The sequence below is a fragment of the Nocardioides sp. Soil796 genome, from assembly GCF_001429525.1.
Classification (GTDB): domain Bacteria; phylum Actinomycetota; class Actinomycetes; order Propionibacteriales; family Nocardioidaceae; genus Nocardioides.
Map to the genome: position 1 here is coordinate 303,050 of NZ_LMSQ01000020.1, position 12,354 is coordinate 315,403.

Consider the following 12,354-nt stretch of genomic DNA (forward strand, 5'->3'; position numbering starts at 1 on the left):
TCCGCAGGCACCGGTGGCCACGAGCCGGCGCCGGGGATGGCGGAGACGAACCTGTTCGGCGCCGTCACCGCGGAGAAGATTCTCGACTGGATCCGAGACCTCGGACCCGACGCCACCCTCACCCCAGTCATCGACACCAACCAGACCTGGGCCGTCGACCAGCACGACCCACCCGAAGCCATGCGCGAACAAGTCCTCACCCGCGACCGAAACTGCGTCTTCCCACACTGTTCGGTTGACTCGAGGCGTTGCGACCTCGACCACATCACCGCCTACGACGACACCGGGCCACCGGGCCAGACCAGCCCCGACAGACTTGCCCCGTTGTGTCGACGACATCACCTCGCCAAAACCCACGGCAGATGGTCCTACGTCCGCAACAAGGACGGCACCTATACCTGGACCAACCAATACCGCCGGACCTGGCTGGTCACCACCCACGGGACCATCGAACTCCCCACCAACTGAACCCGACACCTGCAGCCTCATCCGCGGGCAATGTCGGGAACAGCACAAGCAGCACCGGCCCCACAGCACCACCAGCGCAAGCCCCGCCACCACAACACGGTGGCCGGGGCTACCGCCACGCCCACACCCGGCCCCACCCGCCGTCCTCACCGCCCGCCTGGCCCTGTTGCCCTGACCGGGCCTGGTTTCGGGACGGTCGCCAGAGCGACCTCCTCAACCACCGATCCATGCATGGTTCGAGACGGCGCTGGCGCGCCTTCTCAACCACCGAGAAGCGCACGGCGTCGCAAGCACGGCCTTCCGAGGTGGCTGACGACTCCCGATCGTCGTCTGGACGACAAGCACCCACCACGGAAACAACAGCCCCGACGCCCGCGCGAATACGAGACCGCAGACCCTTGAGCGACCGAGGCAAGCCTGACTATCGAGCTTGGAGGAAGGCGGTCAGCAGGGGGCCGGCGGTCGCCGAGCCGGACTCGCCGGTCTCCACGAACACCGCCAGGGCGAGGTCCTTCGTCGACGCGATCATCCAGGTGTGCGTGGGAAGCGGGTCGCCGGTGCCGTACTCCGCGGTGCCGGTCTTGGCCATCACCTCGCCTGGCAGCCCGGCGAGGAACGAACCCGAACCGTCGGTGACCACGCCCCGCATCAGCTCGCGCAACTGGTCCGCCTCGCGGGCGGTCAGCGGCACCTCGGGCTCGATCTGGGTGACCTTGTGGCCGGTGATCAACCGCGGAAGAACCGTGCGTCCGGCGCGCACCGACGCAGCCACCGTCGCCATCGCCATCGGGGAGGCGAGCACCGTGCCCTGGCCGATCTGGTCCGCCGCCTTGCCAGTCTCGCTGGTCGGATCCGGCACCTGCCCGAAGTAGGCCGGGAAGCCGAGGTCGTGGTCGACGCCGAGGCCGAGGGCTGCGGCGGCCTGCGCCAGGTCGCCCTTCTTCAACCGGTCGCGCTCGGCGATGAAGGCGGTGTTGCAGGACTGGGCGAAGGCCTCACGGAACGGGATGTCGCCGATGTGTCCGGCCGGGTAGTCGTCGTAGTTCTTGAACGTCTTGCCGTCGACGACCAGCGTCGAGGTGCACGGCACGGTCGTGTCCGGGGTCAGGCCGGCACGCAGCAGTGCCAGCGCGGTGACCACCTTGAACGTCGAGCCGGGTGCGTACTGCCCGAACGTCGCGGTGTTGATGCCCTTCGAGCCGGGGCCACTCGCGGCGGCGAGGATGTCGCCGTTCTTCGGGTCGATCGCGACGATCGCGCTGGCCGGCCTGGTCTGTGCGAGGACCTGCTCGGCCCTCATCTGCAGGCCCGAGTCGAGGGTCAGCACCAGCGGCTCACCGTTGACCGGCTTCGTCGTGAAGAGCTCCCGCTCGCTGCCCTTGCCGGCCACCGCCTCGATCTGCACGCCGGCCTTGCCCGACAGCTGTTCGTCGTACCTCGCCTGCAGTCCGGAGAGCCCGGTGAGGTCACCGGCCGAGAGGCGTCCCTCGGACTTCTCGATCGCCTCGGCGGTGGCCTCGCCGACGGTGCCGAGGATCGGGGCGGCGAACTCCTTGGTCGGGGCCAGCGGGCGCTGTGAGCCGATCGCCACGGCGCCCTTGATCTCACCGTACGTCGGGGGCAGGTCTGCCGCGGCCGACTTGCGCAGCACCAACGCCTCGACGAACGCCTTGTCCCCGCTGGCCTTGGTGCGTGCCACGAAGGACTTCACGTCGAGGTCGAGGACCTGGGCAATGGCCCGGGCGCTGGCCAGCTCCTCGGCCTTCGTCAGGGTGGACTTGTCGAGGCCGAGCTTGACGACGTCGCGCTCGACGACGATCGGGGCTTCCTGCGGCCCGAGGATCGCGCCACGGGAGGGCAGCAGCGTGTCGACCTCGAGCACCTCCTTGTCGGTCAGCGAGGGCTCCACGATGGCGCGGTCCCAGGCCACCTGCCAGTCGTCGCCGCTCTTCTCCAGCGCGGCCGTTGACCGGTAAGACCATTCGTTGCCCTTGACGTCCCACGTCCAGGTCAGTGCGACCGAGCCCGTGTCACCGTCGAGGTCCGGCTCGGCAGCCTTCACCTCGAGCGGGGCATCGCCCAGTCCGCCGATCACCTCGGCGTACTCCTCGGTCGGGTCGGCGCCGGTGAACGCCACGTCGGAAAGTTTCTTCTGGGTCAACCCCGCGGCCAGGTCGTCGGCGACTCCCTGGGCGTCGTCGTCCCCGTCGGACGAACACGCGGTCGGCAACAACAACAGCAACGAGATCCCGAGAGCAGCGGTGCGCATGCGCAGATCATGTCAGCCGGGTCCTGACGGCGTCGCCGGGAATTTCGCTTGCGCAGGTTCGGCATGATGTCTCCATGGCCCGCACCTTCGACCGCATCGACTGGCCCGTGCGCACCGATCGCCTGACGTTGCGCCCCGCCACGTTCGCGGACGCCGACGCGACCTGGGAGTTCCGGCACCTGCCGGAGGTGAGCCTCTGGATCACCCGTGCAGCCACCGACTACGACGACTACGTGCGCCGCTTCGTCGAGCCGGACTCCATCGACCTCACCCTCGTCATCGAGCTGGACGGCGAGATCATCGGCGACCTGATGCTGCGGGTCAACGACCCGTGGAGCCAGGTCGAGGTCCGTGAGCTCGCCGCGGGCACCCAGGCCGAGCTCGGGTGGTCCCTCCATCCCGACCACGGCGGCAAGGGCTACGCCACCGAGGCGGTCGCCGCCGCCATGGGAGTCTGCTTCGACCAGCTCGGGCTGCGCCGGGTCACTGCCGAGTGCTTCGCCGAGAACGAGGCGTCCTGGCGGCTGATGGAGCGTCTCGGCATGCGAAGGGAGTCACACACCGTGAAGGATTCGTTGCATCGCGACGGCGAGTGGCGCGACGGGCTGCTCTACGCGATCCTCGACGAGGAATGGAGGGCCCGATGAAGTTCACCGAACGAGAGATGACCGAGGCCGTCGACGCAGTCGGTCAGAAGGTCTTCGCCGCCTCGCGGCCCCTGAAGCGCAACCACGACGAGGCTTGGCAGGCGCTGTCGAAGATCGAGAAGTACCACCACCGCGCGGCCGCCGGCGAGATGATCCTGACCGCGTTGATCGCGCTCCCGGAGCGGCCGACGGTCGGCTCGCCGCCGCAGTTCACCCCCGAGGAGTACGCCGAGGCAGCCACTGCCGGCACCCGTCAGCTGATGGACCACCGCCGCCCCGGCGCGTGGGACGGGCTCTCCTCACGCAAGCAGAAGGCGTTGGTGAAGGCCACCGCGATGATGGTCGAGATCGGCGTGCTGGCGATGCCGATCCGTCAGGACCCCGACGCGTTCATCGTGCCGGACCACCTCTGACTCATTCGCTCCGGGCGCTGATGTTGAAGCCCCAGGGAGTGCCGAACCTGTCGACCAGGTCGCCGTACTCGTCGCCCCACACCTGCGTGGCCAGCTCGGTGCCGACCGTGCCGCCGTCGGCGAGCCTGGCCCACTGGGTGCGGAGTGACTCATCGTCGCCGCTGAGCATCACGGTGATGCCTGCCGGCGCCTCGTAGGTCATGCCGGGCGGGGTGTCTGCGCCCATCATCGTGAAGCCGGCCGCAGTCTCGAGCTGACCGTGCATGACCAGGTCGGCCTCGGGTGCATCGGGGTGGCCGAGCGAGCCGAACGTGTTGATGTCGAGCTCGCCGCCGAACACGTCGCGGTAGAACTCCAATGCCTCGCGGGCGTTGCCGTCGAAACTGAGATACGGGGTGAGCAGGGAAGCCATGTCTCCTCCAGGGAAGTCGGGTTGCTCCCGACGTTAGACCCCGGGACCGACACGTGGAATCGCTCGAGCGCACGATTTCTGTCGCAGGCCGCGAAGACCGCGACAGAGATCGTGCGCTCGGCGCTCAGGCCCCGATCGTGGCGGTGTCGATGACGAACCGGTAGCGCACGTCACCGGCGACGACCCGCTCGTACGCCGCGTCGACCTCAGCGGCGGCAACGGTCTCGACGCTGGCCCCGATTCCCTTCTCGGCGCAGAAGTCGAGCATGTCCTGGGTGGCCTGGATGCCGCCGATGTTGGACCCCGCGACGACGCGGGATCCGCCGATGACCGAGCCCGGAGGGATCGACCACGCCGACGGCGGCATGCCCACGTTGACCAGGGCGCCGAGCGGCTTGAGCAGCGCGATGTAGTGCTTGAGGTCGAGGTCGGCGCTGACCGTGTTGAGCACGACGTCGAAGCTGCCGCGCAGCTTCTTGAGCTTGAGTGGGTCGGCGGTCGCGACGTGTGCGGTCGCGCCCAGGGCCGCGCTGTCATCGGCCTTGGCGTCGCTGCGGGAGAGCACCGTGACCTCGGCGCCGAGGGCGGCCGCGAACTTCACGCCCATGTGGCCGAGCCCGCCGAGTCCGATGACGGCGACCTTGCTGCCCGGGCCGACGCCCCAGCGCTTGAGCGGTGCCCAGGTCGTGATGCCGGCGCACAGCAGGGGCGCAGCCTCGTCGAGGCCGATGCCGTCGGGGATCGAGCAGACGAACCGCTCGGAGACAGCGACCTGCTTGGCGTAGCCGCCCTTGGTCTCCTCGCCGTCGTAGCCGGTGCCGTTGTAGGTCATCACCGCACCCTTGAGGCAGTACTGCTCCTCGCCGTCCTTGCAGTACTCGCACTCGCCGCACGAGTCGACCATGCAGCCGACGCCGACCCGGTCGCCGATCTTGTGCTTGGTGACACCCGAGCCGACCGCCGACACGACGCCGGCGATCTCGTGTCCGGGAGTCATCGGGAAGATCGCCTTGCCCCACTCCTCGCGCACCTGGTGGATGTCGGAGTGGCAGATGCCGGCGTACGCGATGTCGATGAGGATGTCGTCGTCGCGCAGGTCGCGGACGGGGACCTCGGCGACCTCGAACGGGGCGCCGGCGCTGGCGGCCTGGAGTGCAGTGGTGGTGGTAGGCATGCTCCCCACACTAACCACGCATTCAACGCCTCAGGAGTGGTGGATCACGACCATCACCACCGTGGCTACGTTGACCGCGACACCGGCCAGGACCAGGCGCTCACGGTGGAGCGTTTCGAGGAGATTGCCGTCCCGAGAAATTCTGCACATGTCGAGGAGACGGCCCCGCGGCCGTCCCATGACGCGACTCTCCGCCCGATCAGCGCCCGGGGTCGGTCACGGCGGGGTCGGTCAGGGCCGGATCCACGACCGTGGGAGGCACCGGTGGCACGTCGTCTCCCCCGCCACCGCCGACGCCGTTCACCTCGGGCGAGATCTGTCGCTCGAGGCGTACGGCGACCACGGCCAGCACCGCACACCCGGCCAGGAGTACGCCGATGAACGCGCTGCCCAGGTGGTGGCGCAGCAGGAACCCGGCGACCAGCGGTCCGACCACCGCGCCCAGCTGGAACGCACCCGACGTGAGGGCGTTGTAGCGGCCGCGCAGGTGCGCAGGAGCGAGGTCGTTGGTGATCGCCGGCAGGGTCGGCTGGAGCAGGGTCTCTCCACTGGCGAACAGTGCGTGGAAGACCAGCACCATCGTGGCCGCGGTGAGGGTGCCGGCGAACGGGGCGGTGGCACCGAGCACCAGCCAGGACACGGCCCAGATCGCGGCCATGAGTACGACGACCCGCGTGCGCCGGTGCCCCTCGATGCGGCGCAGCACGAAGAACTGGAACGCCACGATCACGACGGTGTTGACCGCGAACGCCCAGCCGATCACCTGGGTGGAGACCTCACTGACCTGACGGGCGAACGCCGGGAACCCCGCCTCCATCTGGCCGTAGCCGACGAACGAGAAGACCAACCCGATCAGCACCAGGTGGAGCACGCCGGGCCGACGCAGCAGGGTGAGGTAGGAGACCTTGGTGTCGACCTCGTCCTCCGGCGTCTCGCTGCGGCCGTGCACGTGGCGCAGCGGCCCCAGCATCAGGCCGATCGGGATCAGCATGCAGACCGCGTCGACCAGGAAGATCGTGGTGAACGTCTCCGGGCGGTGTACGTCGACGAACACTCCACCCACCACGCCTCCGAGCCCGATGCCGAGGTTGATCAGGGCGAAGTTGATGCCGAAGTACTGCACCCTGACCGGGCCGTCGACGAGCGAGGAGATCAGCACGTTGAACGCCGACCAGCCGCCGGCGTTGCAGATGCCGACGAACACCATGGCCAGCGCCACGGTCGGGATGTCGTCGGCGAAGGCGAGGATCGCGACGCCCACGCTCTGCGCGGCGCTGCCGATCATCACCATGATCCGTGCACCGAGCCGGTCGGTGAGGCTGCCGGCCAGCGGGGTGAGCACCAGCGCCACCGCGAAGGCCAGGCCCATCATCGTGCCGGCCACGTCGAGGGTGAGGTCGCGCACCTCGTGGAGGTAGATGATCGTGAACGGCAGGGTGAGGCCACGCCCCAGCACCTGGAAGACCGTCGAGGCGAGCAGCCAGCGCGCGGGGGTGGGAAGTGCTGCCCAGAAGGACCGCAGGGTCATCTGGTCCGGGGAGGTCACCGGTCCATCATCGGTGGTGGCGGGGCCGGTGATCCACTTGTTATCGGCGCATCACGTCCACGTCTACCGGCGTGTCCACGCCGTCGACGGATCCGTGGTCGTCGCGCTGCCAGATGACCCAGTCACCGGGTGGTGCCTTCGTGCCCACTCGTCGTACCCACAGGCGGCGGTCCAGGTCGGCGACCAGCGCGTAGTGCGCCTCGAAGTCGGGGTGGAAGTAGACGACGATCTTCGTGCCGGTGGCGGCCTCCACGCGCTCGATGAAGGTCACCACGTCGGCCCGGAGCCCTGCCTTCACCGGCGGCGGGTCACAGTTGCCGATCAGCTCCAGGTCGACGACGGGCGGGAGGTTCGTGCGGGCCGGTTGCAGCGTGGCCACGAAGTGGTCGGCCTGGGCCTCGGGCCGGGCGCACAGCGTGTAGTAGTGGTAGGCGCCGACCCTCAGCCCGGCCGCCCTGGCCTCGCGGGCGTTGGTCGCGAAGCGGTCGTCGGTGAACCCGCTGCCCTCGGTGGCCTTCAGGTAGGCGAAGTCGATGCCGTCGGCGGCCACGCGCGGCCAGTCGATGGCGCCCTGGTGGTGGGAGACGTCGATGCCGCGCAGGTTGGTGGCCCGTTTCTCTGACCCTTCCTTCGACCCGTCCTCCGACCGAGTCGACGCGCTCGGCGATTCCGTCGACGTCTCCGTTGTCTGCGAAGCGGTCGCGCTAGGCGGCGAGGTGTCGGGCGCATCCGACGCATCTCCCGAAGCGCTGCCGCCACCGCACCCGGCCAACGCCGCGCAGAGTGCGAGCGGCGCCACCAGTCGCCTCACGTCCTTCGTCATGGGTCATAGATTGACACCCATGGCCGCCGAAGACACGCCACTGCTGCGCCCCGCCACCCACGCCGACGTGCCGGTCGTCGCCGCGATCTGGGAGCCGGGCTGGGCCGAGGCCCATGCCGGCCGGGTGCCCGACGCACTCGTCGCCGCCCGACCGTCGGAGTACTTCCTGCACTGCACCGCCGATCGAGTGGCCGACACGGCCGTCGCCGAGATCGACGGCCGGGTGGTCGGGTTCGTCATGGTCGCCGACGACGCCGTCGACCACATCTTCGTCCACCCCGGCGAGCGCGGTGGTGGCGTCGCCGCGGCCCTGTTGACGCACGCAGAGAACCGGATCGCGGCGGCCGGGCACGACCGGGCCTGGCTGGCCGTGGTGCCCGGCAACGACCGCGCGCAGGCGTTCTACAGGCGCCAGGGTTGGCGCGACGAGGGCGTCTTCGACCACGCCGCCAAGGGCCCGGACGGTCCGATCCCCACGCCGTGCCACCGGTTCGTCAAACCGTTGCGCTGAGCCTCGTCGGCGTCCGCGTCTGCACGATGCGGTTGTCACCAGCGACATCCGCAACCATTTCGTGCAGACGTGCAGGGTCACACCCGCGCCAGTCCGAGGAACGCGGCCAAGGTGTCGATCTGCTCCTGGACGTCGGCGCGCATGCCCGGCGTCCAGGAGCCGTCCTCGTGCACGGCGTCCACGCGCAGCACGCCGGCCTCACGGTCTGCGGTGGCGTCCAGCTTCCCGACCAGGCGGTCGTCGTACAGGATCGGCATCGCCCAGTAGCCCCAGCGCCGCTTGGCGGCCGGCTTGAACATCTCGAGCTGGTAGTCGAAGTCGAAGATCTCGGTCATCCGCTTCCGGTCGATCACCAGCCGGTCGATCGGCGAGAGCAGCACCGTGCGGCCGGTGAAGCCACCGTCGGCGCCGACCAGGTCGAGGTACGCCGGGTCGAGGCGCCACTTCCCGCGCACTCCCTCGATGACGGCCGGTACGCCGACCTGCCCCACGTCGTTGGTCTCGTTGGGGATCTGTTGCCCCTTCGCACGGCTGACGCCCAGGGCCCGCAGGCGCCGCTCGCCGAGGGTGCGGGCTGCCTCGTCGAAGGGCACGACCGGGCCGTCGGGGTAGATGCGCTCGGCCAGGTCCCACACGCGTTCGCGGCCCTCGGTGCCGGCGGCGGCGATCTCGCCGCGGGCCACCATCATGTCGAGCAGTCGCCGCACGTTGCGGTCGTTGTTCCACCCGCTCGACTGCCACGGCACGACGGTGGTGTCGGGCAGCTGGCTCGCGGGCAGGGGTCCGTCGCCGCGCAGGCTCTCGAGGATGTCGCGCCGGCACTCGTCGTTGGCCTCGACCCAGTCGCGCACGTCCTCCTGCCACGGCTTGAGCGGCCCGCGCCCGGGCCAGGCCCCCATCTCGGCCCGGAAGAGCCCGATGTCCTCGGCCGGACGCAGCATGTTGTGCAGCTCGATGACCACTCCGGTGGTCGTCAGCCGCTCCAGGTCGCCCAGCTCGTACGCCGATCCGAGACGGCTCCACGCCACGATCTCCGCGCTCGGGGCGACCGGCCTGGCCGGGTCGTTCTGCACGACGGTCAGGTGGCGCACCACCTCGAGGAGGTCGACCCGCTGTGGTGCGTCGAGCAGCTGTGCGCGCACGGCGATCCGGCGGGCGTCGCGGGCACTGAGCTCGACGGGCGCCTGTTCGGCGCTCATGGCACCAGCCGCATCAGCACCCGAGGGAAGCCGCCCGAGACCGAGTCGGTCGGCGAGGCCACGGTGAAGCCCGCGGCCTCGAACAGCCTGCGGGTGCCGACGTAGGCCATGGTCAGGTCGACCTTCTCGTCCCCGTTGTCGACCGGGTAGCCCTCGAGGGCCGGCGCCCCCTGAGCCACCGCGTAGTCGACCGCACCGGGAATGAGGTGGCGGGCCACGCCGCGTCCGCGGTGCCCCGGCCGGACGCGGATGCACCAGATCGACCAGACCGGCAGGTCGTCGAGCTGCGGGATCTTGCGGGACGTCGCGAACGGCAGGTCCGCCTTCGGCGCCACCGCCGCCCATCCGACGACCTCGTCGCCGTCGTAGGCCAGCACGCCGGGGGCCACCTTCTTCGCGCACAGCTCGCGGACGAACTCTCCACGCTCAGGGCCGACCAGCGACCGGTTGACCCTGGCCGGGATGCGGTGGCTCAGGCAGAAGCAGACGGACGACGTCGGGTTCTTCGGCCCGAGCATGGTCGCGGTGTCGTCGAAGTCGTGCGCCGGGCGGATCGTGATCGTCACACGGCGACACTAGAGTCGGTAGCGGACGTTCTCCTTCCTGAACCGGAGCGGCTCATGCAGACCGATGTCAGTCCCACCGCGCGCGCCCTCCTGACCCTCGAGCTGCTCCAGAGCCAGCCGGGAATCACCGCACGCCGACTGGCCGAACGCCTCGGCGTCTCCGACCGGGCCGTGCGCCGCTACGTCGACATCCTGCGCGAGGCCGGCATCCCGGTGGAGTCCGAGCGCGGGCCCTACGGCGGCTACCGCGTGGGCCGCGGGCTGCGCCTGCCGCCCCTCACCTTCACCGCCACCGAGGCGCTCGGAGTCGTGATGGCCGTGCTCGACGGGCACCACCGCGCGGGCGACCCGACCGAGCCGGTCGGCAGTGCACTGGGCAAGATCGTGCGGGCCCTGCCCGAACCGGTCGCTGCCCAGGCCGAGTCCGTACGCCGGGCCGCGGCTCCGGTGCCCGACCGCTCCGCCGCCCGCCCCGACCCCGGTACGACGACCGCACTGGTCGAGGCGGTCTCCGACCACCACGTGGTGCGGCTCGACTATCGCAGCGAGGCCGGCACGGAGTGGACCTGTGAGGCCGAGCCGTGGGCGGTCGTCGTACGCCACGGGCGGTGGTACCTCCTCTGCCGCCTGGTCGACCGCGACAGCATCCGCACGCTGCGCGTCGACCGGGTCCGCGCTGTCGAGCAGCTCGAGGCGACGTTCACGCCGCGCCCCGACCTCGACCCGGTGGCCGAGCTCGAGAAGCACCTCTCGGTCGGGTGGGAGTTCGAGGTCGACGTGGTGATCGACGCACCGCTGGCGTCGATCTGGTTCCCGCGGGCGCTCGGCAGTCTCGAGGCGATCGACGAGGCGACCACCCGGCTCACCGGCACCACCAGCAACCCGTGGATGTACGCCGAGGCGCTGGCCGGTCTCTCCGTGCCCTACCGCATCGTGGGCGGCGACGAGGTGCGGGCCGCCGCCCGCAAGGTCGCCGAGCGGATGCTGGCCGCGACGCAGGGCTAGCCGGCCTCGGGCAGGCGTCGCTCCGCGTAGCCGTCGACGTACTCCTGCCCCGTGAGCGCGCGGATCTCGCCCATCAGGTGGTCGGTCGCGGCACGCCACGCGGTGGGGTCGTCAGGAGTGAGACGCCAGCGGTCGAGATCGAGCGGCGCGCCGAAGGTGACTCGCACCCGCCCCCTCCGCCAGCCGCGGCGTCCGGGTGCGTCCACGGCGGCGGTTCCGTGGAGGCCGACCGGGATCACGACCACCTCCGGCACGCTGAGCGCCACCCGCATCACCCCCGTGTGGCCCCGGTGAAGTCGGCCGTCCGGGGAACGCCTGCCCTCGGGGTAGATCGCCCAGACACCGCCGTTCGACAGCAGTTCGCGAGCGGCGTCCAGTGCGCGCAGTGCCGCGTCCCCGCCGTTGCGGTCGAGGGCGATCTGGCCGGTGACGGTGCACAGCCAGCGGTCGGCTCGACCACGCAGGGTCGCGGCGTCGAAGTACTCCCGCTTGGCGACGAAGGTCGGGCGTCGCGGGCTGACCAGCGAGAGCACCAGCGAATCGATCTCGGCGTGGTGGCTGGGCGCCAGGATGACGGGGCCGTCGGCGGGCAGGTGCTGCCGGCCGATCACCACCGGCCGGGCGAAGAGCCGCACCACCGGACCGAGCAGCACCCATTTGAGCAACCAGAAGATCACGGGCCCTCCAGAAGTAGACAGTGTCTACTGGACAGTGTGCCGCATTCTTGTTGACACTGTCTACATGGCCACCAAGGACGATCTCGTCGATGCCGGCGTACGCCTGCTCGAGCGCGACGGCCTCGCGGAGCTGACACTGCGCACCATCGCCCGTGAGGCCGGCGTCTCGCACGGCGCGCCACGTCGCCACTTCCCGACGTACGCCGCACTGCTGGGTGCCGTGGCAAGACGCGGTGTCGACGACCTCGACGCACTGCTCGCCCCCGCGTTGAAGCGGGCCCGCGGCGCCACCGGGGTGCGCAACGCGGCGCAGGCGTACGTCGACTTCGCGATGCAGCGGCCGGACATGTTCGAGCTGATCACCAGGCACGACCTTCTCGAAGGAGCCGGAGGCGAGCTGCGAGGCGTCACCGCCAGCTGGTTCGACTCGTTGCGCGCCGCCATGTCGCGCGTGAGTGGTCGAGAGGTCGAACCGGTCGACGCCCTGTCCCTGTGGGCCGGCGTGCACGGGGTGGCAGTGCTCTTCTCCCGACGGGCTGTCGAGGCCGCCGCTCCGGGGGCCACTTCGGGCGCCGACGATCCGGCCCCCGCCCTGGCCCGTCTGGTCGACGCGCTCGTCCCTGCCGCTGGGGCCCGATAGTCTC

15 protein-coding genes are annotated in these 12,354 nt (G+C 70.3%); 6 read left to right on the forward strand and 9 right to left on the reverse strand.

What is annotated here, in order from left to right:
* A partial coding sequence (locus tag ASH02_RS22515) for an HNH endonuclease signature motif containing protein (protein ID WP_162262617.1) occupies positions 1-468 on the forward strand: 468 nt, incomplete at its 5' end.
* A gap of 421 nt (positions 469-889) precedes the next feature.
* Here the strand turns inward: ASH02_RS22515 and ASH02_RS22520 are convergent.
* A complete protein-coding gene (locus ASH02_RS22520; protein WP_056683682.1) occupies positions 890-2,737 on the reverse strand; it encodes a penicillin-binding transpeptidase domain-containing protein in 1,848 nt (615 codons plus the stop codon).
* A gap of 74 nt (positions 2,738-2,811) precedes the next feature.
* On the opposite strand from ASH02_RS22520, the gene ASH02_RS22525 reads away from it, so the two are divergent.
* Together ASH02_RS22525 and ASH02_RS22530 are read left to right on the forward strand one after the other, a co-directional pair.
* Positions 2,812-3,384: a GNAT family N-acetyltransferase gene (locus ASH02_RS22525; protein ID WP_056683684.1), complete on the forward strand. Its 573-nt coding sequence runs from the start codon at positions 2,812-2,814 to the stop codon at positions 3,382-3,384.
* Complete coding sequence (locus tag ASH02_RS22530) at positions 3,381-3,797, forward strand: hypothetical protein (RefSeq protein ID WP_156388752.1); 417 nt, start codon at positions 3,381-3,383, stop codon at positions 3,795-3,797. Before ASH02_RS22525 ends, ASH02_RS22530 begins: the two co-directional genes overlap by 4 nt.
* 1 nt (position 3,798) lies before the next feature.
* On the opposite strand, the gene ASH02_RS22535 is transcribed toward ASH02_RS22530, so the two are convergent.
* From ASH02_RS22535 to ASH02_RS22550, 5 genes are all read right to left on the reverse strand, one after another.
* Complete coding sequence (locus tag ASH02_RS22535) at positions 3,799-4,209, reverse strand: VOC family protein (RefSeq protein WP_056683690.1); 411 nt, start codon at positions 4,207-4,209, stop codon at positions 3,799-3,801.
* Between the two features lie 124 nt (positions 4,210-4,333).
* Positions 4,334-5,383 carry an NAD(P)-dependent alcohol dehydrogenase gene (locus tag ASH02_RS22540; RefSeq protein ID WP_056683693.1) on the reverse strand — a complete coding sequence of 350 codons (1,050 nt, stop codon included), beginning with the start codon at positions 5,381-5,383 and terminating at the stop codon, positions 4,334-4,336.
* Positions 5,384-5,413: 30 nt separating this feature from the next.
* Positions 5,414-5,563, reverse strand: a complete 150-nt coding sequence (locus ASH02_RS26275) for a hypothetical protein (protein WP_156409837.1) — start codon at positions 5,561-5,563, stop codon at positions 5,414-5,416.
* Positions 5,564-5,582: 19 nt separating this feature from the next.
* Complete coding sequence (locus tag ASH02_RS22545; RefSeq protein WP_200951163.1) at positions 5,583-6,929, reverse strand: MFS transporter; 1,347 nt, start codon at positions 6,927-6,929, stop codon at positions 5,583-5,585.
* Positions 6,930-6,969: 40 nt separating this feature from the next.
* Positions 6,970-7,752, reverse strand: a complete 783-nt coding sequence (locus ASH02_RS22550; protein ID WP_082620984.1) for a glycoside hydrolase family 25 protein — start codon at positions 7,750-7,752, stop codon at positions 6,970-6,972.
* 19 nt (positions 7,753-7,771) lie between these two features.
* Here ASH02_RS22550 and ASH02_RS22555 point away from each other — a divergent pair, with 19 nt between their 5' ends.
* Positions 7,772-8,263: a GNAT family N-acetyltransferase gene (locus tag ASH02_RS22555; RefSeq protein WP_057295482.1), complete on the forward strand. Its 492-nt coding sequence runs from the start codon at positions 7,772-7,774 to the stop codon at positions 8,261-8,263.
* Positions 8,264-8,340: 77 nt separating this feature from the next.
* On the opposite strand, the gene ASH02_RS22560 is transcribed toward ASH02_RS22555, so the two are convergent.
* Together ASH02_RS22560 and ASH02_RS22565 are read right to left on the reverse strand one after the other, a co-directional pair.
* Positions 8,341-9,462, reverse strand: coding sequence for a DNA glycosylase AlkZ-like family protein (locus ASH02_RS22560; RefSeq protein ID WP_057295483.1), 1,122 nt, complete (start codon positions 9,460-9,462; stop codon positions 8,341-8,343).
* Positions 9,459-10,028 carry a GNAT family N-acetyltransferase gene (locus tag ASH02_RS22565; protein ID WP_057295484.1) on the reverse strand — a complete coding sequence of 190 codons (570 nt, stop codon included), beginning with the start codon at positions 10,026-10,028 and terminating at the stop codon, positions 9,459-9,461. The genes ASH02_RS22560 and ASH02_RS22565 overlap by 4 nt, the downstream gene beginning before the upstream one ends.
* Before the next feature lie 54 nt (positions 10,029-10,082).
* Here ASH02_RS22565 and ASH02_RS22570 point away from each other — a divergent pair, with 54 nt between their 5' ends.
* The gene (locus ASH02_RS22570) at positions 10,083-11,033 is read left to right on the forward strand and encodes a helix-turn-helix transcriptional regulator (protein ID WP_057295485.1); all 951 of its coding nucleotides are present in this window, start codon (positions 10,083-10,085) and stop codon (positions 11,031-11,033) included.
* Here the strand turns inward: ASH02_RS22570 and ASH02_RS22575 are convergent.
* Positions 11,030-11,710 carry a lysophospholipid acyltransferase family protein gene (locus ASH02_RS22575; protein WP_057295486.1) on the reverse strand — a complete coding sequence of 227 codons (681 nt, stop codon included), beginning with the start codon at positions 11,708-11,710 and terminating at the stop codon, positions 11,030-11,032. The genes ASH02_RS22570 and ASH02_RS22575 overlap by 4 nt on opposite strands.
* A 64-nt stretch (positions 11,711-11,774) precedes the next feature.
* Between ASH02_RS22575 and ASH02_RS22580 the strand changes: the two genes are divergently transcribed.
* Positions 11,775-12,350, forward strand: coding sequence for a TetR/AcrR family transcriptional regulator (locus tag ASH02_RS22580; protein ID WP_082620985.1), 576 nt, complete (start codon positions 11,775-11,777; stop codon positions 12,348-12,350).
* Positions 12,351-12,354 lie beyond the last annotated feature (4 nt).